Annotated in this window: 17 protein-coding genes; 13 read left to right on the top strand and 4 right to left on the bottom strand. The window is 67.9% G+C overall.

Annotated elements, in window-relative coordinates:
- Positions 1–214 precede the first annotated feature (214 nt).
- Positions 215–799, top strand: a complete 585-nt coding sequence (locus L1Z78_RS21315) for a YSC84-related protein (protein ID WP_234638343.1) — start codon at positions 215–217, stop codon at positions 797–799.
- A gap of 92 nt (positions 800–891) precedes the next feature.
- Here the strand turns inward: L1Z78_RS21315 and L1Z78_RS21310 are convergent, their stop codons facing one another.
- Together L1Z78_RS21310 and L1Z78_RS21305 are read right to left on the bottom strand one after the other, a co-directional pair.
- A complete protein-coding gene (locus L1Z78_RS21310; protein WP_234638342.1) occupies positions 892–1206 on the bottom strand; it encodes an Arc family DNA-binding protein in 315 nt (104 codons plus the stop codon).
- Between the two features lie 37 nt (positions 1207–1243).
- Positions 1244–1732: a hypothetical protein gene (locus L1Z78_RS21305; protein WP_234638341.1), complete on the bottom strand. Its 489-nt coding sequence runs from the start codon at positions 1730–1732 to the stop codon at positions 1244–1246.
- Between the two features lie 131 nt (positions 1733–1863).
- Here L1Z78_RS21305 and xdhC point away from each other — a divergent pair, with 131 nt between their 5' ends.
- The 10 genes from xdhC to L1Z78_RS21255 all read left to right on the top strand — a co-directional run bounded on the left by xdhC (position 1864) and on the right by L1Z78_RS21255 (position 14806).
- Positions 1864–2706, top strand: coding sequence for a xanthine dehydrogenase accessory protein XdhC (gene xdhC / locus L1Z78_RS21300; protein ID WP_234638340.1), 843 nt, complete (start codon positions 1864–1866; stop codon positions 2704–2706).
- A 235-nt stretch (positions 2707–2941) separates the two neighbouring features.
- Positions 2942–4243: a urate hydroxylase PuuD gene (locus L1Z78_RS21295; protein WP_234638339.1), complete on the top strand. Its 1302-nt coding sequence runs from the start codon at positions 2942–2944 to the stop codon at positions 4241–4243.
- Positions 4244–4390: 147 nt separating this feature from the next.
- Positions 4391–5026, top strand: coding sequence for a Crp/Fnr family transcriptional regulator (locus L1Z78_RS21290; protein WP_234638338.1), 636 nt, complete (start codon positions 4391–4393; stop codon positions 5024–5026).
- A gap of 120 nt (positions 5027–5146) precedes the next feature.
- A complete protein-coding gene (locus L1Z78_RS21285) occupies positions 5147–7342 on the top strand; it encodes a diguanylate cyclase domain-containing protein (RefSeq protein ID WP_418921641.1) in 2196 nt (731 codons plus the stop codon).
- A 182-nt stretch (positions 7343–7524) separates the two neighbouring features.
- Entirely contained in the window at positions 7525–8457 is a 933-nt protein-coding gene (locus L1Z78_RS21280; RefSeq protein WP_234638336.1) for a LysR family transcriptional regulator, read from the top strand.
- 108 nt (positions 8458–8565) lie between these two features.
- On the top strand, positions 8566–10143 hold the full coding sequence (locus tag L1Z78_RS21275) for an ABC transporter ATP-binding protein (protein ID WP_234638335.1): 1578 nt from the start codon (positions 8566–8568) through the stop codon (positions 10141–10143).
- Positions 10130–11215 carry an ABC transporter permease gene (locus L1Z78_RS21270; protein WP_234638334.1) on the top strand — a complete coding sequence of 362 codons (1086 nt, stop codon included), beginning with the start codon at positions 10130–10132 and terminating at the stop codon, positions 11213–11215. The genes L1Z78_RS21275 and L1Z78_RS21270 overlap by 14 nt, the downstream gene beginning before the upstream one ends.
- Positions 11215–12135 (top strand): ABC transporter permease, encoded by a 921-nt coding sequence (locus tag L1Z78_RS21265; RefSeq protein ID WP_234638333.1) that lies wholly within the window; start codon positions 11215–11217, stop codon positions 12133–12135. Before L1Z78_RS21270 ends, L1Z78_RS21265 begins: the two co-directional genes overlap by 1 nt.
- Positions 12136–12174: 39 nt before the next feature.
- Entirely contained in the window at positions 12175–13335 is a 1161-nt protein-coding gene (locus tag L1Z78_RS21260) for a BMP family ABC transporter substrate-binding protein (protein ID WP_234638332.1), read from the top strand.
- 550 nt (positions 13336–13885) lie between these two features.
- Positions 13886–14806, top strand: coding sequence for a CAAX protease (locus L1Z78_RS21255; protein WP_234638331.1), 921 nt, complete (start codon positions 13886–13888; stop codon positions 14804–14806).
- A 157-nt stretch (positions 14807–14963) separates the two neighbouring features.
- Here L1Z78_RS21255 and L1Z78_RS21250 read toward each other — a convergent pair whose 3' ends face one another.
- Positions 14964–18356 (bottom strand): pilus assembly protein, encoded by a 3393-nt coding sequence (locus tag L1Z78_RS21250; protein WP_234638330.1) that lies wholly within the window; start codon positions 18354–18356, stop codon positions 14964–14966.
- A 293-nt stretch (positions 18357–18649) separates the two neighbouring features.
- Entirely contained in the window at positions 18650–20068 is a 1419-nt protein-coding gene (locus L1Z78_RS21245) for a short-chain fatty acyl-CoA regulator family protein (protein WP_234638329.1), read from the bottom strand.
- Between the two features lie 173 nt (positions 20069–20241).
- Between L1Z78_RS21245 and prpC the strand changes: the two genes are divergently transcribed.
- Both prpC and acnD read left to right on the top strand, forming a co-directional pair.
- A complete protein-coding gene (prpC, locus tag L1Z78_RS21240) occupies positions 20242–21420 on the top strand; it encodes a bifunctional 2-methylcitrate synthase/citrate synthase (RefSeq protein ID WP_234638328.1) in 1179 nt (392 codons plus the stop codon).
- A gap of 80 nt (positions 21421–21500) precedes the next feature.
- Entirely contained in the window at positions 21501–24206 is a 2706-nt protein-coding gene (gene acnD / locus L1Z78_RS21235; RefSeq protein WP_234638327.1) for a Fe/S-dependent 2-methylisocitrate dehydratase AcnD, read from the top strand.
- The last annotated feature ends 5 nt before the right edge of the window (positions 24207–24211 follow it).

Raw genomic sequence — 24211 nt, 5'->3', positions numbered from 1 at the left:
ACAGGTCCGGATTTTCAGACATTTCCCGCCCGCATGTAGGCCTACGGCGCAACTTGTGACATACCGCATCACAAGGCCGCCAAAGCGATCTAGCATCGACCCCAGCCTGATTTCCGCAGCCATGTCACCTGTGAGCGGATCTGCGAGCACCGGAGAGGGGCGAGAGCCCGGGAGCAGGCCACTTCAAACACATAGACGAAAGGTAGGTTGATCCATGCGTGAGCTTTCTTTGCGTACCGTCGTGCTGGCCGCGGCACTGGCTGCCGGCAGCATGGCCATGGTCGGTTGCACCACCACCAAGCCGGATACCAAGTCGGCGCCGCGCGCTGACGCCACCACCGTGAATGCACGCGCCACGGCCGCCCTGGAGCGGCTGTACCAGACGGCGCCCGGCTCCAAGGAGATGGTGGCACGTGCCAAGGGCGTGCTGATCTTCCCCTCGGTGATCGGCGGCAGCTTTGTCATCGGTGTCGAGCATGGCCGCGGCGTGCTGCGCGTGAACGGCCAGAACAAGGGCTTCTACAGCACCACCGGAGCTTCGGTGGGCTGGCAGGCCGGCGGCCAGTCCAAGGCCGTGATCTACGTGTTCAACACGCAGGAGGCGCTGGACAAGTTCCTGGCCAGCGACGGCTGGTCCGTGGGCGCCGATGCCACGGTGGCCGCGGGCAAGGTGGGGGCCAATGGCAGCGTGGACACCACCACCGCCCAGGGCCCTGTCACCAGCTATGTGCTGACCAATGCGGGCCTGGAGGCCGGCGTGTCGCTGCAAGGCTCCAAGATCACCAAGGTCGTGGAGTGATCCGGGGCCCTGGCGGCCCATGGAAGCAGGCCGGCCCGAGGGCCGGCTTTTTCATGCTTCGCCGGCACAGGGGCGCAAGGTACGCCGCGTGTTCACTGCGCAGCGTCGGCAGGCGGCGTCGGTGGGGGCGGTGCCATCGCCTGTTCGATGCGCTCCAGGCGCTGTTCGATGCGCTCCACGGCCTGCGCGCTCATGCGGATGTCGTAGAGACTGGTCGGCTCCTCGCCCGGGATGGCGGGGTCTGCTGCCGTGGCCATGCGCCCCAGCGCCGGGCTGTCGAACGTGGCCTGCAGTCGCGCCACGACCTCGGCGTTCATGGAGCGGCCCGAGTGCCGGGCCGCTTCCTCGATCTGGTCCTTGAGCGCCTGGGGCAGGCGCAGCTTGTACTGGGGATCGGTCTGTTTCATCACCGGCAATGGGGGTGGCAGGCAAGATGGGCCGGCCTCAGAGCTGGCCTTCCGTCAGCGTGTCCAGCTGGAAGCGCCCTGACTTGTCCCACAGCCAGGTGTCGGTGTACGTGACGCGGCCGGAGCCGCCCGGCGCGGGGTAGGGGGCGGCCGCGCGCACCAGGCGCTCGATCTCGCCCACGACCTCGGGGGCATGGCTGGGGGCGCGCATCCAGTGCAGGCGCTGGACCTGGCCGTTGCGGTCGATCTGGACCTGGAGCACGCCGATGGCATAGAGCATGGGGGGCAGCTTGCCCTTGTAGATGCGTTCGGCGTTGCGTGCGTACAAATGGCTGGCCGCCAGCTTGCGGTACTGCAGCTGGGCGCTGGACGTGCCATCGTCCGGCCGGGGGCCGGGGCCGGGCGGCGACTTGCAGGCGGTCACCAGCGAGGCGATGGCAGCCACCAGGCCGGCCCATAGCCAGGGACGGCCGGAATGTGACTTGGGCACGCAACTGTGCTGAGAAGAATCGCGGGAATCGGGCATGATGGCTAGCGTATCCTGAAACACTGCGGCGCCATGCAGTCGGAGCGCAAAACTCGGGCGTCGCAAGGGAAAATCCCGCAACAAATTCCAACGAAGCCCGCAGGCGCCACGACGGGCTGTCAGGTGCGCGCATGTGGAGTGACACGTTCAAGAAGGTGGAGCAGGGCCTCGCGCAGGGGCCGCTGTGCTGGGTCGAGGTGATGGAGTCGCGCGGCTCCGTTCCGCGCGAGCGCGGGGCCTGGATGGCGGTCTTCGCCGACCGCGTGGCGGGCACCATCGGCGGCGGCCACCTGGAGTTCGACGCCATCGACAAGGCCCGCGGCCTGCTGGGCGACTGGGCGCGGCAGGGCGAGGCAGACGGGCCTGACGCCACCGAGCACCAGCACCGCTATCCCCTGGGACCCAGCCTGGGCCAGTGCTGTGGTGGCGTGGTGGTGCTGCGCTTCGTTCTCGTGCCCCGTGGCCGCATGGAGTTGCTGCGCGAGCGCCTGCAGCCGCCGCGCGACTGCGTGGCCCTGTTCGGTGCCGGCCATGTCGGCCATGCGCTGGTGCGCCTGCTGTGCAATCTGCCCTATCGCGTGATGTGGGTGGACAGTCGCGACGCGGTCTTTCCCGAGGAGGAGCACGCGCTGGTGCAGTGCGAGTATTCCGACCCCGTGCAGTCCGCCGTGGCCGACCTGCCCGCCGGCTCCCAGGTGCTGATCATGAGCTTCAGCCATGCCGAGGACCTGGAAGTGGTCGCCCAGTGCCTCAGGCGCCAGCGCGAGCGGGGCGACTTGCCGTATGTGGGGCTGATCGGAAGCGCCACCAAGTGGGCGACCTTCCGGCGGCGCCTGCGCGAGCGCGGTTTCAGCGAGCCGGAGCTGGACCATGTCACCTGCCCGATCGGCGTGCCCGGCATCCGAGGCAAGGAGCCCGAAGTGATCGCGGTGGCCGTTGCCGCGCAATTGCTTCAGCGGCGCCTGCTGCCCTGAAACGGTGTGCACCGCGAGGGTGCGTCGGCAAACTCAGGGAAATCTCTAGTGTCTTGATGCGGCGCAAGCATGAAGACCGGGGAAAAATTGCATACACTTTGTGTCTACAGAATGGTCGCAGCGGTGCACCGGCGGGATCGTCACCGGGTGCGCGGCCTTTTTCTTCTGCTCAGAGCGCCCGCAGTGGTGAGCAGGTTGTACACCGGCAGCCCCCACGCTGCCAAGGTTGAGAGCTATGGAAAGCTACATTCTCGACTGGGCCAACCTGCTGTTGCGGTGGCTCCACGTCATCACGGCCATCGCCTGGGTCGGTTCCTCCTTCTACTTCGTCTTCCTCGACAGCAGCCTGACGCCGCCCGTCGATGAAGACCTCAAGAAGCAGGGCGTCAATGGCGAGCTCTGGGCCGTGCACGGCGGGGGCTTCTACCACCCCGTCAAGTTCAACGTCTCGCCGCCCAAGCTGCCCGACCACCTGCACTGGTTCTACTGGGAAAGCTACACCACCTGGCTCAGCGGCTTCGCGCTGCTGACGGTCTCCTATCTCTGGAATGCCAAGATCTACCTGGTCAACCCGGCCGATCCCAACGCCATGGGCTCGGGTGCCGCCATCGTCTCGGCCCTGGCCTTCCTGGTGGTGTTCTGGCTGCTGTACGACGGCATCTGCCGCGTCTTCGGCCAGAAAAAGAACGGCGATGCCACGGTGGGCGCCATGGTGCTGGTGCTGGTGTGCATCGCGGCCTTCCTGGCCTGCCACATCTTCCCGGGCCAGGCTGCTTTCCTGCTGATGGGCGCCATGCTGGCCACCTCGATGAGTGCCAACGTGTTCTTCTGGATCATTCCCGGCCAGCGCAAGGTCGTGAAGGCCCTGAAGGAAGGCCAGCCCGTGGACCCCATCCACGGCAAGCGCGGCAAGCAGCGCAGCGTGCACAACACCTATTTCACGCTGCCTGTGCTGTTCGCCATGCTGTCCAATCACTATGGCTGGCTCTACAGCCATGAGCTGAACTGGCTGGTGCTGATCCTGATGATGTTCGCGGGTGCCGCCATCCGCCAGTTCTTCGTGATGCGCCACGGCTTCAAGCTGGGCCGCAACGCCCATCCCTGGCCCTATGCCCTGGTCGGCGTGCTGGTGCTGGTCGCCACCGCCATCTGGCTCAAGCCCGCGCCCGCGCCCGCGCCCGCGCCTGCGGCACCTGTCGCCGTGGCGCCGGCTTCCCCGGCAGATGCTGCGGCACCGGCCACCGGTACAGAGCCCGCTGCATCTGCCGCACCTGTGGCCGCTCCGGCCGATGGCGCGGTCGGCTATGCCCAGCTGGCACCGTTCTTCCAGCAGCACTGCGTGGTCTGCCACGGTGCCGCCCTGCAGCAAAAGAATGTGCGCCTGGATTCGCCCGAGCAGGTCAAGGCCCATGCCCAGCAGATCTACCAGCAGGTGGTGCAACTGCGCAAGATGCCTTTCGGCAACCCCGGCGCGCTCAATGACGATGAGCGCGGCATGGTCAAGCGCTGGTACGAGTCGGGCGCCTCCGTGAACTGACACGGCCGCTCCCTCCTGCCCCGCGACCCGCAGCCTCGCAAGAGCCTGCGGGTTTGTCGTTCGGGCCGGTTCCGACGTGCATGCAGGCTGGCCGCGGGTTGACATGGCTCAAAACGCGGATCGGACAAAGCCGGCACAGTGGCCTGCATGTTCGCCCTGTCTTCCTTGCAAGCTTTCGCCTTCGCGCCGGGTTCCGCCCAGGTGTTGGCCGCGGGTACCTGGCTCAGGCTGCGTCGGCAGTCGCCGGATACGGTGATGTATCTGGAGCGCGGGCGCGTGCTCCTGGGCATAGGCCAGGGGGGGCAGATGCGCCACCAGCTGGGGGTGGTCGAAGGGCCGGCCTGGCTGGACGCGGCCTTCGTGCTGCAGAGGCGCTCCAGCAGCCTGGACATGCTGGCCGACAGCGACGTCCGGGTGCAGCAGCTGCCGCAGTCCGACTTCCTGCAGGCCGTCTCGCAACTGCCATCGCCGGCCCAGCAACTGCTGCAGGACATGGCGCAGGCCTATTGCGCGCAGACGGAGCTGGCCGTCAGCCGCCTGTCCAAGGATGCCGAGGCCCGCTGCGCCCAGTGGCTGCTGCGCCACGCCATGCCGCACGAAGCCGGTGGGCTGCGCGTGACGCTGCACCTGCGCAAGCGCCTGATCGCGGCCCAGCTCGGCATCGCGCCCGAGACCTTCTCGCGCGTGCTGCGCCAGCTGCGCGAGCACGGACTCATCGCCGGCCGGGGCAATGTCATCGATCTGCCCAAGCCGGCGGCGCTCGAAGTCCTCGCGGTAGGCTGATTCCCACGCGGCGCCCAGGTCTGCGCTGGCAGTGCCGGGGTGTTGCCTGACGGGGTATCCACGGGGTTGCGGGTTCCACCCAGTGGGACGCCCCGCAGGGCTGCATATATTGATGGCGTCATGTCCATGGACGCCCATCGAAACCCTTTCCTGCAGACGCTGCTGGCATCCGGAGATGCTCCGCAGGACGCACCCGCTGCGTCGCGCGCCGCCACGGGCTGGGGGGCCGTGCGCTGCACCGTGCTGGCGCTGGTCGCCGCCGCCATGCTGCTGGTGGGCGCCGGCGGTGCGTGGTGGGTGTCGCACAGCCTGCGCCAGCAGGTGCTGGAGCGCGCCATGGTGCGCCAGACCGACGAGGTCGATGCCATGGCGCGCATGCTGGCGGCCCGGCTGGAGCAGCAGCAACGCCTGCTGGGCGTGCTGGCCCAGGGCATGGCCGGCCCCGGCAGCGATCCCGGCCGGCTGCTGGGCGAGGCGCTGCGCGGTGATGCCTCGGTGCGCCTGTTCGACAGCCTCCAGCTGGCCGATGCGCGCGGCCAGTTGCAGCTGAACCTGCGCGGAGGCCGTTCCGAGCCCCTGGCCGACCTGGACGAAGGCGTGCGCGACGTGATGCGGCGCAGCCTGGCCGAAGGCAAGCCGCTGGTCTCCACCATGTCCCGCAAGGGAGGCGATCCCGGCCTGGTGGAGCTGCTGTACGCCGTGCCGCTGCGCGATGGCAGCGGCGCGGTCAGCGGCGTGCTCTCGGCCGGGGTGCGCATGTCGCCCCAGGCACTGCTGCCGCCGGGCATCGATGCCTCGCGCTCGGGCAGCCGCATGCTGCTCATCCAGCGCGATGGAAGCATCCTGGCCGACACCGACCAGTTCCGGCAGTCCGGGCGCGCCGGGGCAGGGCACGTTCCCGACTGGCTGCGCGATCTGCCGGCGGCCGGCCTGCAGGCGGCGCCGGACACCGAGCGGCGGGGGGGCTATCTGGTCACCTCGGCGGGCATGCCCTTGCCGCAGTGGCTCGTGGTCCGGCTCACGCCCGAGGACACCATCGCCCCCGGGCTGCCGCCTCAGGCGCTCTGGTGGGGGCTGGCCGCCCTGGCGGGGGCCACGGCCTTGCTGGTGCTGGTGCTGGTGCTGGTCACGGAGCCCATGGCCGCGCTGTACCGTGGTGCCCGCCATTGGCTGGCGGGCCAGGGCCGGCCGCTGGCGCACCCGCCCGGCCCGCTGCCGGCCGAGGACGGGGGCTGGCGCATGCCCTGGACCCATGCCTGGGGCGAGGCGTCCACGCTGTGGCAGCTGCTGCACCATCTGGGCCGGCTGGGGCTGGAGCAGGCGGGTGAGGTGAAGCGCCTGCAGATGCAACTGCAGACGCTGATGGACTACGCGCCCGTGGGCCTGGTGGTCACGCGCGCGGCGCAGCTGGAGCTGATCGGGCAGCAGGCCGCGCGCATGCTCGGCTACCCGCAGCGCGAGCTGCAGGGGCGCGCGATACGCCAGCTGTGCGCATCGGACGAGGCCTATGCCCAGCTGCTGGAGCGCGTGCGCAAGGACCTGGACATGTACGGCCAGTTCGACAGCGAACAGTGTTTCGTGCGCAAGGACGGGCGCCCCATCTGGGTGCGCATGCATGGCCAGAGCCTGCAGCGGCTGCAGCGCGGCCTGGAGCCCCGGGCCCTGGAGCCGGCCGATCCGACCCTGGTGTGGGTGGTGGAGGATGTGACCATGCAGCGCCTGGTGCGAGAGCAGCCGGGCTGGAAGGCCCTGCATGACCCGCTGACCCTGCTGCCCAACCGCGAGGCCTTCGCCGTGCGCCTGCACGAATGGCTGCAGGAGTGCATGGCGCAGCGCAGCCCGGCCCTGGCCGAAGGCGCATCGGGCGCGCAGGCGGACGACGGCCCGGACGGCACGCAGGCCATGGCGCACCATGGCGTGATCCTGTTCCTGGACCTGGACCACTTCGCCCATGTCAACCAGCAGGGCGGCCATGCGGCCGGCGACGAGGTGCTGTGCCACATGGCCCGGCTGATCGAGAGCGTGGTCCGGCCGCTGGGCTGGGTGGCGCGCCTGGGTGGCGACGAATTCGCCGTCCTGCTGGCGGGCATCTCCGCCGAGCAGGGCATGCTGCTGGCGCAAAGCCTGTGCATGGCCGTGCAGGACTGGGAGGGCGCGCACGAGGGGCAGCGCTACCTGATGGGCGCCAGCGTGGGCATGGTGGTGCTGGATGCCCGCCAGCACACGGTCAGCAGCGCGCTGCGCTCGGCCGACATGGCCTGCTATGCGGCCAAGCGCAAGGGACGCAACCGCGTCGAGGTCCTGCAGGCAGCCTGAGCGGGTCCGGTCCGCCGCTGGCCCGCATATTGCATGCCTTGAGCACACAAGTGTTTTACCGCCCCGCCCTTGGTGGTTGTATCTAGCCGGAGCGCTCCATGGCTGGGTTACGCTGCGGGCTCCCCATGACCTGCGGCGAACTCCCGGTGCGACCGCTCTTTTTTCGGTGATTGCTTCGCTACATGCGCGACCAGGCCCTGTTCGACAAGATTGATCTGCATCTGATCCGGGTGCTGCACACGGTGCTGACCGAGCGCAGCGTCTCGCGCGCGGCCCTGCGCCTGGGCATGCACCAGCCTGCGGTGTCCGCCGCGCTCAAGCGCCTGCGCGACCTCGCCGGCGATTCGCTGCTGGTGCGCTCGGGCGCGCACATGCAGCCCACCGAGGCGGGGCTGCGCATGGTGCAGCCGGCGGCCGACATCCTGCGCGCGGCCGAGGGCCTGTTCAGCGATGCGCGGCAGTTCGACCCGCGCACCTCCACGCGCACCTTCCGCATCGCCGCCAGCGACTACCTCGATCCGCTGTTCCTGCCGCGCCTGGTGGCCCACCTCAAGGCCGAGGCTCCCGACTGTCCCGTGGACATCCTGGCGCTCAACGGCGATGCGCACTACGAGGTGCAACTGGCCCAGGGCGATGTGGACGTGGTGATCGGCAACTGGCCCGAGCCGCCGCAGGGCCTGCACATGGCAAGCCTGTTCGAGGACGAGGTTGTCTGCCTGGTCAGCCCCCAGCATCCGGCCGTGCGCCGGGGCTGGGACGCGGCCCAGTGGCTGGAGGCCGAGCACATCGCGCCCACGCCCACCTATCCGGGCGCGCGCGGGGTGATCGACGACCAGTTGTCGCGCATGGGCCTGCAGCGCCAGGTGGCGGCGCGCTGCGCGCACTTCAGCCTCATTCCCGACATCGTGGCCAACAGCCTGCTGGTACTGACCACGGGGCGGCTGTTCTGCGAGCGCTTCAGCCAGCGCCTGCCGCTGGTGATCCTTCCCTGTCCCGTGGAGTTTGCGCCGCTGGTGTACTACCAGCTGTGGCATGCCCGCACCCACATGGGGGCATCCACGCGCTGGCTGCGCGAGGCCGTGCGCCACGTGGCGCTGACGCTGCGGGGCCGCTGAACCCCAGGACCGTGCACACGGAATCAGTGGGCCCATATAGGGGTTGTCCGTCTGGTTTCAAGGGCATGTGCTCCAATTTGTTGCAGAAATTGAAAGACAATCCCGGCAATGAATCCCCCCGAACCCGACACTTCGTCCGCTGCGGCGCCGCCCCGGCTGCAGCTGACAGGCATCACCAAGCGCTATCCGGCGGTGGTGGCCAACAACGGCATTTCGCTGACGGTGGGCGCCGGCGAGGTGCACGCCATCCTGGGCGAGAACGGTGCCGGCAAGTCCACGCTGATGAAGATCATCTACGGCGCCGTCAAGCCTGACGAAGGCCGCATCGAGGTCGACGGCAAGCCGGTCCACATCCGCAATCCCCAGGAGGCGCGCCAGCTGGGCATCGCCATGGTGTTCCAGCATTTCTCGCTGTTCGACACGCTGTCCGTGGCCGAGAACGTCTGGCTGGGCCTGGACAAGAGCCTGCCGCTGACCGAGGTGGTGCAGCGCATCACCTCCACGGCGCGCGACTACGGCCTGGAGGTCGACCCCCACCGCCCCGTGCACACGCTGAGCGTGGGCGAGATGCAGCGCGTGGAGATCATCCGCGCCCTGCTCACGCACCCGCGCGTGCTCATCCTGGACGAGCCGACCTCGGTGCTCACGCCGCAGGCCGTGGAAAAGCTCTTCGTCGTGCTGCGCCGCCTGGCCTCCGAGGGCTGCTCCATCCTCTACATCAGCCACAAGCTGCACGAGATCCGCTCGCTGTGCACGGCCTGCACGGTGCTGCGCGGCGGCCAGGTGACGGGCGTGTGCAACCCCGCCGTGGAAAGCAATGCCTCGCTGTCGCGGCTGATGATCGGCTCGGAGCCGCCCGAACTCATGCACCGCGAGGCCCGGGTGGGCGCCAGCGTGCTGCGCGTGCAGGGCCTGGCGCTGCCGCGCTCGGAGCCTTTCGGCGTGGATCTGCAAGGCATCGACCTGGATGTGCGCGCGGGCGAGGTCGTGGGGATCGCGGGCGTCTCCGGCAATGGCCAGAAGGAGCTGCTGTACGCCCTGTCCGGCGAGGACACGCGCGCCGCGCCGCAGATGGTCCAGGTGGCCGGGCAGGCGGCCGGCCGCATGGGGCCGGGCCGACGCCGCGCGCTGGGCCTGCATTTCGTGCCCGAGGAGCGGCTGGGCCGTGGCGCCGTGCCCAGCATGGGCCTGGCGCACAACCTGCTGCTCACGCGCAAGACCGCGCTGGGCACCGGTGGCTGGATCCGCATGGGCCAGTTGCAGGAGCAGGCGCGCTCCATCATCGCGCGCTTCAACGTCAAGGCCGGCGGCCCGAATGCCGCCGCGCAGTCGCTGTCGGGCGGCAACCTGCAGAAATTCATCGTGGGCCGCGAAATCGACGCCAGGCCCGCGCTGCTCATCATCTCCCAGCCCACCTGGGGGGTGGACGTGGGGGCGGCTGCGCAGATCCGTGGCGCCATCCTGCAATTGCGTGACGAAGGCTGCGCCGTGCTGGTGCTCAGCGAGGAGTTGGACGAATTGTTCGAAATATGTGACCGCCTGCATGTGGTGGCCAAGGGCCGGCTGTCGCCCTCGGTGGCGCGGGCCGATGCCACCGTGCAGCAGATCGGCGAGTGGATGAGCGGCCTGTGGGACGGTGCTGCCGCCCCGAATGCGGCCAGGGGAGGCGCGCATGTTCAAGCTTGAGCAACGCCCCCAGGCTTCGAGGCTGTGGACCTACGGCTCGCCCGTGCTGGCGCTGGCCATCACGGTGCTGATCGGCGTGTGCCTGTTCGTGCTGCTGGGCAAGGACCCGGTGCGCGGCCTGCAGGCCTTCTTCTGGGATCCTGTCAAGACGCCTTACGCGCTGGGCGAGCTGGCCGTCAAGGCCACGCCCTTGCTGCTGATCGCGCTGGGCCTGGCCGTGTGCTTTCGCTCCAATGTCTGGAACATCGGCGCGGAAGGGCAGTTCGTGATCGGTGCGGTGGCCGCAGGCGGCATCGCGCTGCTGGCGGACAAGAACACGGGGCCGTGGATCGTGCCGGCCATCCTCGTGGCCGGCATGCTGGGCGGCATGGTCTGGGCCGGCATCGTGGCCCTGCTGCGCGACCGCTTCAACGCCAATGAAATCCTGGTCAGCCTGATGCTGGTCTACGTGGCCACCCTGGTGCTGGGCTTTCTGGTCTATGGGCCCTGGAAGGACCCCATGGGCTACAACTTCCCGCAGACCAAGACCTTCGAGCGCGTCACGCAGATACCCAGGCTCGTGCAGGGCATGCGCACCAACATCGGACTGCTGCTGGCACTGGCGGGCGCGGCCATGCTGTGGGTGTTCCTGTTTCGCACGCGCGCGGGCTTCGCGCTGCAGGTGGGCGGGCTGGCGCCGGCCGCCGCGCGCTACGCCGGCTTTTCCTCGCGCCGCGCGCTGTGGACGGCCCTGCTGATCTCGGGCGCCTGCGCGGGCCTGGCCGGAGCGCTGGAAGTGGCGGGCCCGCTGGGCCAGCTCACGCCCTACGTGCCGGCCGGCTACGGCTTCGCCGCCATCATCGTGGCCTTCGTCGGCCGCCTGCATCCCGTGGGCATGATCTTTTCCGCGATTCTCATGAGCATGTTCTATATCGGGGGCGAACTCGCCCAGTCGCGCCTGGGCCTGCCCAAGGCGCTGACCGGCGTCTTCCAGGGCCTCCTGCTGTTCACGCTGCTGGCCTGCGACACGCTGGTGGCCTACCGCCTGCGCTGGGTGCCGCGCACGCCTGTGGCCGTCAAGGAGGCCCGCTGATGGAATCCTACGCACTGCTGCTGGGCTCCACGCTCAGCGCCGGCACCGTGCTGGCGCTGGCCGCGCTGGGCCTGCTGATCAATGAAAAGGCCGGCATCGTCAACCTGGGCGCCGAAGGCATGATGCTGTGCGCGGCCATCGCCGGCTTCGCCACCGTGGTCCACACGGGCAGCACGGCCATGGGCTTTCTGGCCGGCATGGGCGCGGGCGCGCTGCTGGCCGCCGTCTTCGGCGTGCTGGTGATCTGGCTGAACACCAACCAGTACGCGACGGGGCTGGCGCTGTCGCTGTTCGGCACGGGCTTCTCGGCCTTCCTGGGCCTGGGCTACGTGCAGGCCCGCCTGCCCGAGCTGCCCAAGTTCGCCGTGCCCTGGCTGTCCGACCTGCCCGTGGTCGGCAACGCGCTGTTTCGCCTGCACCCCCTGGTCTATGGCGCCGTGATCCTCGTGGCGGCCATGGTCTGGTTCCTCTACCGCACGCGCGCCGGCCTGGTGCTGCGCGCCGTGGGCGAGTCGCCGCAGTCGGCCCACGCGCTGGGCTACCCGGTGCGCCGCATCCGCCTGGCGGCCGTGGTCTTCGGCGGCGCGCTGTGCGGCCTGGCCGGCGCCTACATCTCCACGGTCTACACGCCGCTGTGGGTGGAGGGCATGGTCTCGGGCCGCGGCTGGATCGCGCTGGCGCTGACCACCTTCGCCACCTGGCGCCCCGCGCGCGTGCTGCTGGGCGCCTACCTGTTCGGCGGCGTGACCATGCTGCAGTTCCACCTGCAGGCCACGGGCGTGCAGGTGGCCAGCCAGCTGCTGTCCATGCTGCCCTACCTGGCGACCATCGTCGTGCTGGTGCTGATCTCGCGCAATCCGGCCTGGATCCGCGCCAACATGCCGGCCTCGCTGGGCAAGCCCTTCTACCCGGGCTCCTGACGCTTTCAACCCTCTCCAGAACCACAAAAGGACAAACGCATGCACGCATCGCGCGAACGCACCCTGAAACGCACTCTCGTGAAGATGATCGGCCTGTCGGCCATCTCCGTGGCGGCCCTGACGGCCTGCGGCAAGAAGGAAGAGGCGGCGGCGCCCGCTCCCGCCGCCGCGCCCGCTGCCCAGGCCCCGGCCGAGAAGCTCAAGATCGGCTTCATGTACGTCAGCCCCATCGGCGATGGCGGCTGGACCTTCCAGCACGAGCTGGGCCGTAAGGCCATCCAGGAGAAGTTCGGCGACAAGGTGGAGACCTCCTTCGTCGAGAGCGTGCCCGAGAGCGCCGACGCCGAGCGCGTGATGCGCGACATGGCCGGCCAGGGCAACAAGCTGATCTTCGCCACCAGCTTCGGCTACCAGGAATTCGTGCAGAAAGTCGCGGCCGACCTCAAGGACGTGAAGTTCGAGCACGCCACCGGCTACAAGAACGCCGACAACGTTGCCACCTACGACACCAAGACCTTCGAGGGCGCCTACCTGGCGGGCATCGTGGCCGGCGGCATGACCAAGACCAAGACCATCGGCGTCGTGGCCTCGGTGCCGATTCCCGAGGTGGTGCGCAACATCAACAGCTTCGTGCTGGGTGCGCAAAGCGTCGATCCCTCCATCAAGGCCAAGGTGGTCTGGGTCAACGAATGGTTCGCCCCGCCCAAGGAGTCCGAGGCCGCCACCTCGCTGATCAACGGCGGCGTGGACGTGATGTACCAGAACACCAACTCGCCGGCCGTGCTCAAGACGGCCGAGGAGCGCGGCGTGCGCGCCTTCGGCAAGGACGGCGACATGAGCGCCTTCGCGCCCAAGGCCCACCTGGGCTCGGCCGTGATCGACTGGACGCCCTACTACAGCAAGGTCACCCAGGACACGCTGGACGGCAAGTGGCAGGGCGGCTCGTTCTGGTGGGGCGTCAAGGAAGGTGCCATCGACCTGCTGAAGATCGCCGACGACGTGCCCCAGGAGATCAAGGACAAGGTCGCCAAGGCGCGCGACGGCCTCAAGGACGGCAGCTTCGCCGTCTGGACCGGCCCCGTCAAGGACAACACCGGCAAGGAAGTGCTGCCCGCGGGCCAGGTCGGCGACCTGGGTTTCCTGACCAGCATCAACTTCTATGTCAACGGCATCGAAGGCATGGTGCCCGGCGCCAAGTAAGCGCCTGCCGCGCTGCTTGCAAAGGCCCTTCGGGGCCTTTTTTCATGCCTGCCACGGGCTCCGGGGACTGGGACCTTGCCCTGGAGTCATCGTTGCAACAATCAGGTACGCCACATCCGCAGTCAGTGCGAGGTGTCTCTGAGCGCAGTCTCTCGCACTTCGGGGTGCGCTGGCTCCGGACTACTGTGCAAGACTGCACAGGCTAGAGCGTGTGATGCACTTTGACGAACCCGCGTTGGCTTTGCGCGCTGGTGATCGCAAGGCGCAGTGCGCCGCCAAGGCCCATGCCCCAGTGCCGCGTGAACGTCGGAAAGGCCTGCAAGCCCTGGGCGGCAACTGGCGTATCAGGAGCACATGCGAGCAGGTACAAATGAAAACCCCGGCTCAAGGCCGGGGTGGAATTTTTAGGTCTTACATGAAGGGTCTTAGGCTTGCACCCATTGGAACTCTTCACCAACCTGGGATGCATTCTAAAGTGGGCAACCGGGCCTGTCAAACAGGCGTGTTCTGCCGCTGCTCAAGGAACAAGTCGAGGGCCTGAGGAGGGGAAATGCCGACAACGCTTCAATACCGCCCGATCCTGATCGATCAACTTATCAGCAATGAGCGAATCAACAGCTACCAGAGCGTTTTTCAGCCGGCGAATGATATCGAACTGATGGGCGCCTATCTCTGGAATGCCCATGTGAGCGGCGCAATCTATCCTGTCATCGGAGCGGCTGAGATCACCTTGCGCAACGCGATCGACAGGGCGCTCCGGGCACATTTGGGAAATTTCTGGTGGTCAGGCGCGAGGCTTCGGTACCGCTCCTTTGTCCGAGGTGCCTTGCCTCCGCATCCGGTTCAGGCGGTACGTGACAATTTTGCCAAGGCGGCACGGAAATTCGTTGCCGAGCAACGCATCCGATATGGAGTCACCGGCCATATCGCGCCGAATCACCATGGTGTGATAGCCAAGACGGAGTTTTCGACATGGGGATTCATGTTGAGTCATGAGTTCATGGGCAATGGCTTGATTTGGCCCAGCCGCCTGGGCGCAGTCTTCGCCGGCCCTTGGCCGAGTTCACAAGCGGCAACCATGCTGACTCACGTCCATGATCTTGTTTCGACGGTACGTGATTTCCGCAATCGGCTGTTCCATCATGAGCCTGCGTGGAAACGGTTCGGCGTGTTGACGCAGGAGGATGCTCTGGCCCATCTGCTGGAGAAGATCTCCAAGATTGAAAGTTTGATGGCGTTGATCCACCCTGAAAACCTCCGCCTTCTCGACAGAAACGGTCTGCTTGACACGGCTCGGCGCGCATGCACTTCGCATGAGATCCGGCGCTTCCAGCATCTGACGCGAATCCACAAGGTGAATTCGCTCGGCAAGCTCAGGGTGCTTGTGGATCAATGTGGCGCTGGTGATAGCGTGATCATGGCGAAGATCTACACGGGACGTCAGCGCCGATTTTTTCTGACCCCTCGCTAGAGCGAGTCACTTTTGCCATACAGCCCATCGCGATGCTTGCCAGGCTGATTCTGCTGCGGCAGCACCCTTGCATTGCGCTTTGCAGGTTGATGAATGACCAAGCCTTGTTTGGAGCAGGCCGCCCCGCGAAGAAGAGGCCCCCTGTGGGGGAGTCGGGTCACTGGAGCTGGCGCCAGCTGGGGCGGGCCGGTTGCTCGGGCATGCGGGCCAGGATGTTCTCCTCGTCCTTGTCGCCCTTCATGACGATGCGCTCGCCCTGGATGATCTGCGTCTGGGCGCCCTTGGAGACCGTCATGCGATGCATGTTCCCGTCGGCGGCGTTGTAGACGCCGTCGCCATTGGTGTCCATGACCTGCACCGAAGGGCGCTTGCCGTCCATGATGTTGAGCAGGGTCAGGAACTGGCGTTCACCGTCGACCGCCGTGGCATTGCAGGTTTCCTGCGTGCCTGCGGGGCCGCCATCGATCGCGCCCCGCGGGGGAACCTGGGTGTGGATGGCCAGGATGTTGCTGCTGTCGAAGAAGGCCATGGGCTTGAGCAGGCGCTCATGGAGCACGGGAAGGCGAAAGCGCCAGCCTCGGTGCGTGGTCCAGTTCACCCCCCCGCCGTTGACTTGCCAGAAGCTGCGGTCACTGCTGTGGCCTGCGCCTGGGGCGCCCGTGCCCCGGGTCAGGTCGATCAGTTCGCTGGAGGCCACGGGCCTGGGCGTCTGATCGGGGCGCAGCTTGCAGATGGCATCGGTGGCTTGGCAGGGCTCCACGCGGGCGCCGCCGCCGGTTTGCTTGTAGCGGGTGCTGTCCAGTATGGAGTAGATGGTGCCGGGCATCTCATTGCCGGGATCCTGCACCGTCACGTTGCGGCCCGTGCCGAAGGCGACCATCATGCCGCCGACGGCCAGGTTCTCATCCTGGCCCGCAGAGTTCTTCATGACCTGCCGGCGGTCGTTGGCGCGTACCGTGGGGGCGGCCGTGATGGACTTGGATTGCGTGTCGAAGGCAGCGGTGGCCGGATCGAACAATGTGAACAAGGGCTTGCCGCCAAACGCCGTCTCCCACTTGGATGGATCGTCGCTGGCGATCAGGAACTTCCACAGATTGCCGAGCAGGTCGCCGGCATAGGCCACGTCGGGCCGGCCATCACCATTGATGTCCACCAGGCGCGGGGCCGACAGGCCGTTGCCCGGCGTGCCGGCCGGCGTCTGCAGGCGCAGCAGCTCGCGGCCCTGGTCCAGGTACTGGACCAGCAGCACGGCCCGGCCGTTGTGGCTGTTGTAGCCATTGCCCATGACCACGGCCCAGCGGCCATCGTTCAGCTGGGTGATCTGGGTGGTGCGCTGGGGGTTGGAGTCATCCAGCACGGGCGGGGCGAAGACATGGCCGATGTCCTTGTCCTCCTCGCAGCGCTTGCGGGCCTGGTCGTCGGACAGTAAGGAGCAGTTGGCGGGGAAGGTTTCGCTGGCGTGCAGGCTGCGGTCCAGCAGCACCAGGGAGGCGGCATTGCTTTCGCCGAAGTTGGCGGGATCGGTGGCGTCCAGCGCGAAGTAGCCCTTGCCACCGGCGCCCAGGGTGCCCACCAGCAGGGTCTTCCACTGGCTGGCGATCTTCACGTCGCCGGTCATGGGCGAGCCGTCGACGAAGTAGCGGTGGCGATTGTCGTAGCCGGGCTCGGTGAGCTGGGCCAAGCCGGGGGGCTGGGCCGCGCTGGGGATCACGCCCCGGGGCACGTAGGCCAGCTTCTCGGAGCCGTCGAGGGCGGAGAAGCCGTGCAGCATGCCGTCGTTGCCGCCCACGTAGAGCATGGGGGTGCGTCCCTGGCGGGTCTGGGCGAACTGCATATAGTCCTGCGTGGGGTAGAGGCTGGAGGGTGCGCCCGTGTACCAGATGGCGGAGTTGATGATGTCGCCCTGGCGCGACTGGCGCTGTCGAAAAGGCCGGGTGGCGGTGTAGCGGGGCGGGCTGCCCGTGCCTTCCATGCCGCGTTCGCCGCGCAGGTAGTTGAGGCGATTCTCGCCATGGCCGTCGGGGGTGCCTCTGTTCTGGCCCAGGTGCGCCTTTTGCGCTGCATTCAGGGAGGTCCAGCGGAAGGGAACACCCTGGCCCGGCGCGCCCCGGCCGGGGCTGTCATTCCAGGTCAGGACGGTGCGGTTGTCGACATTGGGAAGGGCATCGAGCTGGTCGGCAGTGTGGGCGCTCCAGCCGGTGCCTGTGCCCGTACCCGTGCTGTTGCCAGGGGGCGCGATGGTCCGGGCGGTGATCCAGCCTTTCCATGCCTGCTGGGGGTCGTAGTGGGCGGTGTACAGGCCCACGGCGTTGCGCGTATTGGTGGAGCCGCTGGTGGCGGCGGAGCTGCGGTCGGGTTCGGATTCGGCGTTGATCTGCTGGACGATCTGGCGGAAGGCGGCTGCCAGGTCTGCGCTGCGGTTGACGGCATAGAACTGCCCACGGCCGTTGAGGGCGGCGTGCCACATGTCGTGGCCACGGTCGGCGCTTGTGGCCTTCCATGTGAATGTGCCGTTGGCATAGTCGGCCAGATTGCCGTCATGGCCGTAGGGCACCAGGGAGGTGGGGGCCGTGATTCTTCCTGCCCGGGTGTTGTCGCTGCTGCGGTAGTTGTTCTGGGGGAGGGCTTCATCGCTGAACCCGATGGTGAAGGTCACCATGTGCGGCCAGGTGGCGGGGTCGAAGCGCGGGTTCCAGTACTTGTCCAGTGTGGCGGACGCCCCGCTGGCCCGGTTGGTGAAGGTCTCGGTGCGCGGGGCATTGCGGTACTCGGCCGATGGCCTGACGCTGCCTTGCAGGCGGGCCGGGTCCTGGAGTGGCCTGGCCCAGCTCATGAAGGCCCAGTCGGCGATCGAGGAGGCGGCCTCCGCATCGCGGTAGAGCCGGGTCTGGGCATTGGTGGCGCGGTAGAGGGTGCCGTCGGGAAAATCGTGATCGGCATTGTCATAGTTGGTGGGTGAGGTATTGGCCCTGTCTTGGTTCCAGCCACCATCGGTCAGCAGGATGTGGTAGTTACGCCGGCACCCCAGGAACGGACGCTCCTGTTGCCCGGGGATGGCGGCCCAGGGACTGTTGATGTTCAGCGGCCCTCGCATGTATTCATCGGCCCTCTTCACCATCTGGTGGGTGGGGGTCATTCCGCTTGCGCCGAGTTCGCTGGCCACGAAGGTGAGAAAACGGGCCCGATGGGCCTCATCGAGAACGCGCATGGAGTTGTCCGTGTTGTTGCCCAGCGCGCGCGGGCTGCCGTTCATGACATGCCAGGCCAGGCGGATTTTTCCGGTGGGCAGCAGGGTCTGGTCGCTGAAGACGTCGCGCAGCGCCTGCCTCAATATGTCGACACGGCTGGTGCTCGTGGTGCTGTTCAGCCTTCCCGTCATGCTTCCGGAGTCATCCAGCGACAGGATCACATTCGGCGCCACATAGGGCTCCACCGTGGCTGGCGGCGATTGGGCCAGGTCCAGGCTCTGCGCCCAGCCGCTGGCGGGGCTCCAGGCGGCGGCCGCCAGCGTGGCCAGCACACGGGCCCGCCATGGAATGTATTGCCTCATGGATTTCCTCCCTGCATGGTTGCATCGGCTTTCGGGGCAGGGGCGGGTGCACCTGCGCCTTTTTCTGATTGCTTCGATGACCGCCGAATCTAGGGAGCCTGTGCGGGCCCGTCGCTAGGAAGTTTCTGATTCCAGGCAAAAAAACAGGACTGGCCAGCCCCTGGCAGGGCTTGCGGCGCCGGAACATGGCCGGTGTTCCCTCTGGGCCGGGGCGGGGCAGGCCTCTTGTTTTTTTCAGAGTCAGTCCGGCGCGCCGGGTGCCCGAGGCGAGGCAGGGGAGCGGCGCATGCGGGCTATCGCTCAGCGCCGAACCCGTAGGGGGCGAAGTGGCTGCTGTTCTCATCCACATGCAGCCCCCTGCCCACATACGGGAAGGCCCGCTGCGGGCACTGGTCGCGCTCGCAGACCTTGCATCCCATGCCGATGGGCGTCGCGGCCTCCGGATCTCCGAGATCCAGTCCCTTGGCGTAGACCAGGCGCGACGCGTGCCGGATGTCGCAGCCCAGCCCGATGGAAAAGGTCTTGCGTGGCGACCCGTAGCCGCGCTGGCCGTGCGAGACCGAGCGTGCGATCCACAGATAGCGCCGCCCGTCGGGCATGCTGGCCAGTTGGCGCATGACCTGGTCGGGCTGGCCGAAGGCCTCGTACACGGTCCACAGCGGGCAGGTCCCGCCCGTGCGGCTGAAGTGGAAATGCGTGGCCGACTGGCGCTTGGAGATGTTGCCCGCGCGGTCCACGCGCACGAAGAAGAAGGGCACGCCCGGGGACTCCAGGCGCTGCAGGGTGCTCAGCCGGTGGCAGACCGTCTCGAAGCCCACGCCAAAGCGCTGGCCCAGCAGGTCGATGTCGTAGCGCAGCGCCTCGGCGGCCTCCAGAAAGCGGCCGTAGGGGAGCATCAGGGCGCCGGCAAAGTAGTTGGCCAGGCCCACGCGCGCCAGTTTTCGCGAAGCCGGATCGCTGGTGAAGGACGGCGTGTGGATCAGCCTGTCCAGCAGTTCCCCCATTTCCAGCAGCGCCAGCTGGGTCGCCAGCTGGAAGGCGCGCTGCGCGGGCTCCAGCGCGCTGGACAGCCGCAGCTGGCGCGAGGCGGGGTCGAAGCTGCGCTGGTTCGCTGGCGCATCCTCCACCACATGCAGCTGCACTGCATGGCGGTGCTGCAGGCGGCGGGCCAGCCAGTCCGCCAGAGGCTCCCCGGTGGAGCGGGCTTCGTCGGCAAGGGCCTCCGCCGCACGATCCACCTCGTCGAAATGGTTCTGGTGCGCGAAGAAGAAGTCGCGCACGGCCTCGAACGGCATGGTGCGTGCCTCGGACATGTCCGAGCGGTCGTCGCCCAGTTTCAGCGACAGGCTCTCCAGGCGCTCCATGGCCTCGAGATGGCGGCGGTGCAGGGCGATCACCGCCCGGCCCAGGGCCGGCATCTGCGCGGCCACCTCCTGCAGCTCGGGCAGGGCGATGGATTCGGGCGCATCGGCCAGGGCCTCGCGCAGGCCGCCGACCAGACGGGTCTCCTCGTCTTCCGAGAACTCCTGGATGTCCACGTCCAGTGCGCGGTTGAGCTTGAGCAGCACGGAGACGGTCAGCGGCCGCTGGTTCTGTTCGAGCTGGTTCAGGTAGCTGGGCGACAGCCCCAGCGCGTGGGCCAGGGCGATCTGGGACAGGCCTCGCTCGGAGCGCAGCTTGCGCAGCTTCACACCCATGAAGGTCTTTTTCATGCCGGCCGCTCCTGGGCTGGGATCTTCGCTCCGTCGGCAATATTCGCAATATTCGCAAACATGGGGTATTCGTTTCGCAAGAATTCGCCTTTTCAGGCCTGTCTGAGGTTTGCTATTTTGCGTAAATTGCGAAGCATGACAACACCCCCGGCCATCTTGCAGGAGACCCGCAAATGAACACCACGGCTACCGAAGCGCCCGCAGCCATTGCAGCCGCCGCCTTCAAACCCAAGAAATCCGTTGCCCTGTCAGGCGTGACCGCCGGCAACACGGCCCTGTGCACCGTGGGCCGCTCGGGCAACGACCTGCACTACCGGGGCTATGACATCCTGGACATCGCCGAGGTCTGCGAGTTCGAGGAGATCGCCCACCTGCTGGTGCACGGCAAGCTGCCCACGCGCGCCGAACTGCGTGCCTACAAGACCCGGCTCAAGGCCCTGCGCGGCCTGCCTTCCAGCGTGAAGCTGGCGCTGGAGCAACTGCCCGCGGGCGCCCATCCCATGGATGTGATGCGCACCGGCGTCTCGGCCCTGGGCTGCGTGCTGCCCGAGAAGGAAGACCACAACCTGGCAGGCAGCCGCGACATCGCCGACCGGCTCATGGCCAGCCTGGGCTCCATGCTGCTGTACTGGTACCACTTCAGCAATTCGGGCCGCCGCATCGAGGTGGAGACCGATGACGACTCCATCGGTGGGCACTTCCTGCACCTGCTACACGGGCACAAGCCGTCCGAAGGCTGGGTGCGGGCCATGCACACCTCGCTGAACCTCTATGCCGAGCATGAATTCAACGCCTCCACCTTCACGGCACGCGTGATCGCGGGCACGGGCAGCGACATGTACTCCTCCATCGCGGGCGCCATCGGCGCGTTGCGCGGTCCCAAGCACGGCGGTGCCAACGAGGTGGCCTTCGAGATCCAGAAGCGCTACGACAGCCCCGACGAGGCCGAGGCCGACATCCGCCGCCGCGTGGAGGCCAGGGAGGTCGTCATCGGCTTCGGCCACCCGGTCTATACGGTCAGCGACCCGCGCAACGTGGTCATCAAGGGCGTGGCCAGACGCCTGTCCGACGAGGCGGGGTCGACCAAGATGTACGACATCGCCGACCGGCTGGAAGCGGTGATGTGGGAGGTCAAGAAGATGTTCCCCAACCTGGACTGGTTCAGCGCCGTCAGCTACCACATGATGGGCGTGCCCACGGCCATGTTCACGCCGTTGTTCGTGATCGCGCGCACCAGCGGCTGGGCGGCCCATGTGATCGAGCAGCGCCAGGACAACAAGATCATCCGCCCCAGCGCCAACTACACGGGGCCCGAGGACCAGCAGTTCGTGCCCCTGGATGCGCGTGCCTGACAGGCGGCCGCTGCCCCGCTGAAAGACTTTCCTCGAAACCGGTGGGCGGGCAGCATGCCCGCCCGCATTGCATCCGCCCCATGAACCCCAAGTACAAGAAACCCCTGCCCGGCACCGATCTGCACTACATCGACGCGCGCGCCGCCGTCGATGCCCTGCAGCCCGGCGCCTGGGCCTGCCTGCCCTATACCGCGCGCATCCACGCCGAGAACCTCGTGCGCCGTGCCGATCCCGCCCATTTGAACAACTACCTGCGCCAGCTCGTCCAGCGCCGCCGCGACATCGACTTCCCCTGGTTCCCCGTGCGCGTGGTCTGCCACGACATCCTGGGCCAGACCGCCCTCGTGGACCTGGCCGGCCTGCGCGACGCCATCGCCAAGGAGGGCAGCGACCCCGCCCAGGTCAACCCCGTCGTGCCGGTCCAGCTCATCGTCGACCATTCGCTGGCCGTGGAGTGCGGCGGCTCCGATCCCGACGCCTTTGCCAGGAACCGCGCCATCGAGGACCGCCGCAACGAGGACCGCTTCCACTTCATCGAGTGGACCAAGAAGGCCTTCGCCAACGTGGACGTGATCCCCGCGGGCAACGGCATCATGCACCAGATCAATCTGGAGAAGATGTCCCCCGTCGTCCATGTCCAGGACGGCCTGGCCTTCCCCGACACCTGCGTGGGCACCGACTCGCACACCCCCCATGTCGACGCCCTGGGCGTGATCGCCGTGGGCGTCGGCGGGCTGGAGGCCGAGAACGTGATGCTGGGCCGCGCCTGCTGGATGCGCCTGCCCGACATCGTGGGCGTGCGGCTCGCGGGCCGGCGCCAGGGCGGCATCACCGCCACCGACATCGCCCTGGCGCTGACCGAGTTCCTGCGCCGCGAGAAGGTCGTGGGTGCCTATGTGGAATTCTTCGGCGAGGGCGCCGACAGCCTGAGCGTCGGCGACCGGGCCACCATCTCCAACATGTGCCCCGAGTACGGCGCCACGGCCGCGCTGTTCTCCATCGACCAGCAGACCATCGACTACCTGCGCCTGACCGACCGCAGCCCCGAGCAGGTGCGCCTGGTCGAGACCTATGCCAGAACCACGGGCCTGTGGAGCACCGACTTGCAGACCGCGCACTACGAGCGCGTGCTGGACTTCGACCTGTCGGCCGTGGTGCGCAACATGGCCGGGCCGTCCAACCCGCACCGGCGCCTGCCCACCTCGGCCCTGGCCGAGCGCGGCATCGCCGATGCCGCCAGGCTGGCCGCCGGCCGGCAGCAGGAGTCCGAAGGCCTGATGCCCGACGGCGCCGTCATCATCGCCGCCATCACCAGCTGCACCAACACCAGCAACCCGCGCAACGTCATCGCCGCAGCCTTGCTGGCGCGCAATGCCAACCGCCTGGGCCTGGCGCGCAAGCCCTGGGTCAAATCCTCGCTGGCGCCCGGCTCCAAGGCCGTGGAGCTGTATCTGAAGGAGGCCGGGCTGCTCACCGAGCTGGAGCAACTGGGCTTTGGCATCGTGGCCTTTGCCTGCACCACCTGCAACGGCATGAGCGGCGCGCTGGAGCCCGCCATCCAGCAGGAGATCATCGAGCGCGACCTCTACGCCACGGCCGTGCTGTCGGGCAACCGCAACTTCGACGGCCGCATCCACCCCTATGCCAAACAGGCCTTCCTGGCCTCGCCGCCGCTGGTCGTGGCCTATGCGATCGCGGGCACCATCCGCTTCGATATCGAAAACGACGTGCTGGGCGTGGCCGAGGGCCGCGCGATCCGCCTGAAGGACCTGTGGCCGACCGACGAGGAGATCGACGCCATCGTCGCGCAGGCCGTCAAGCCCGCGCAGTTCCGCGCCGTCTACGAGCCCATGTTCGCCATCCACCGGGACGACGGCGGGCGGGTGGCCCCGCAGTACGACTGGCGCCCGCAATCCACCTACATCCGCCGCCCGCCCTACTGGGACACCGAAGGCGTGGGCGCGCTGGCGGCCTTCCCGCGCACGCTGACCGGCATGCGCCCGCTGGCCCTGCTGCCCGACAACATCACCACCGACCACCTCTCGCCCTCCAACGCCATCCTGGCCGACAGCGCGGCCGGCGAATACCTGGCGCGCATGGGCCTGCCCGAGGAGGACTTCAACTCCTACGCCACCCACCGCGGCGACCACCTCACCGCCATGCGCGCCACCTTCGCCAACCCGCAGCTGGTCAACGAAATGGCCGTCATCGACGGCGTGCAGCACCAGGGCTCGCTGGCCCGCATCGAGCCCGAAGGCCGCGTGGTGCGCATGTGGGAGGCCATGGAAACCTACCTGAACCGGCGCCAGCCGCTGATCATCATCGCGGGCGCCGACTACGGCCAGGGCTCCAGCCGCGACTGGGCCGCCAAGGGCGTGCGCCTGGCCGGCGTGGAGACCGTGGTGGCCGAAGGCTTCGAGCGCATCCACCGCACCAACCTGATCGGCATGGGCGTGCTGCCGCTGGAGTTCCTGCCCGGCACCGACCGCAAGACCCTGGGGCTGGACGGCACGGAGATCTACGGCGTGGAAGGCGAGCGCACGCCGGGCGCCCAGCTCACGCTGGTGATACAGCGGCGCGAAGGCCAGGTGCTGCGCGTGCCCGTGACCTGCCGGCTGGACACGGCCGAGGAGGTGTCGGTGTACGAGGCCGGAGGGGTGCTGCAGCGCTTTGCCCAGGATTTCCTGGCGCGGCGGCGCCTGAAGGCCGTTGACCAAGGCACCGAGGGGCCGCAGCGGGCGCACCCCGATGGAAGCAGGGTGCGTGTGCCCGGCGTCCGCGCCTGAAGCCG

The sequence above is a fragment of the Delftia tsuruhatensis genome (assembly GCF_903815225.1).
GTDB classification, from domain to species: Bacteria; Pseudomonadota; Gammaproteobacteria; order Burkholderiales; family Burkholderiaceae_C; genus Comamonas; species Comamonas tsuruhatensis_A.
The sequence above is the reverse complement of the archived record's forward strand: the minus strand, read 5'-3'. Positions and strand labels throughout refer to the sequence as shown.

What these genes read in the sequence shown, in the direction of transcription:
- L1Z78_RS21260 (WP_234638332.1), top strand. Translation starts at nt 12,175, where the DNA reads ATGCACGCATCGCGCGAACGCACCCTGAAACGCACTCTCGTGAAGATG.
- L1Z78_RS21305 (WP_234638341.1), bottom strand. Translation starts at nt 1,732, where the DNA reads ATGCCCGATTCCCGCGATTCTTCTCAGCACAGTTGCGTGCCCAAGTCA.
- L1Z78_RS21250 (WP_234638330.1), bottom strand. Translation starts at nt 18,356, where the DNA reads ATGAGGCAATACATTCCATGGCGGGCCCGTGTGCTGGCCACGCTGGCG.
- L1Z78_RS21275 (WP_234638335.1), top strand. Translation starts at nt 8,566, where the DNA reads ATGAATCCCCCCGAACCCGACACTTCGTCCGCTGCGGCGCCGCCCCGG.
- acnD (WP_234638327.1), top strand. Translation starts at nt 21,501, where the DNA reads ATGAACCCCAAGTACAAGAAACCCCTGCCCGGCACCGATCTGCACTAC.
- L1Z78_RS21285 (WP_418921641.1), top strand. Translation starts at nt 5,147, where the DNA reads ATGTCCATGGACGCCCATCGAAACCCTTTCCTGCAGACGCTGCTGGCA.
- L1Z78_RS21290 (WP_234638338.1), top strand. Translation starts at nt 4,391, where the DNA reads ATGTTCGCCCTGTCTTCCTTGCAAGCTTTCGCCTTCGCGCCGGGTTCC.
- L1Z78_RS21255 (WP_234638331.1), top strand. Translation starts at nt 13,886, where the DNA reads ATGCCGACAACGCTTCAATACCGCCCGATCCTGATCGATCAACTTATC.
- L1Z78_RS21315 (WP_234638343.1), top strand. Translation starts at nt 215, where the DNA reads ATGCGTGAGCTTTCTTTGCGTACCGTCGTGCTGGCCGCGGCACTGGCT.
- xdhC (WP_234638340.1), top strand. Translation starts at nt 1,864, where the DNA reads ATGTGGAGTGACACGTTCAAGAAGGTGGAGCAGGGCCTCGCGCAGGGG.
- L1Z78_RS21245 (WP_234638329.1), bottom strand. Translation starts at nt 20,068, where the DNA reads ATGAAAAAGACCTTCATGGGTGTGAAGCTGCGCAAGCTGCGCTCCGAG.
- L1Z78_RS21310 (WP_234638342.1), bottom strand. Translation starts at nt 1,206, where the DNA reads ATGAAACAGACCGATCCCCAGTACAAGCTGCGCCTGCCCCAGGCGCTC.
- L1Z78_RS21265 (WP_234638333.1), top strand. Translation starts at nt 11,215, where the DNA reads ATGGAATCCTACGCACTGCTGCTGGGCTCCACGCTCAGCGCCGGCACC.
- L1Z78_RS21295 (WP_234638339.1), top strand. Translation starts at nt 2,942, where the DNA reads ATGGAAAGCTACATTCTCGACTGGGCCAACCTGCTGTTGCGGTGGCTC.
- prpC (WP_234638328.1), top strand. Translation starts at nt 20,242, where the DNA reads ATGAACACCACGGCTACCGAAGCGCCCGCAGCCATTGCAGCCGCCGCC.
- L1Z78_RS21280 (WP_234638336.1), top strand. Translation starts at nt 7,525, where the DNA reads ATGCGCGACCAGGCCCTGTTCGACAAGATTGATCTGCATCTGATCCGG.
- L1Z78_RS21270 (WP_234638334.1), top strand. Translation starts at nt 10,130, where the DNA reads ATGTTCAAGCTTGAGCAACGCCCCCAGGCTTCGAGGCTGTGGACCTAC.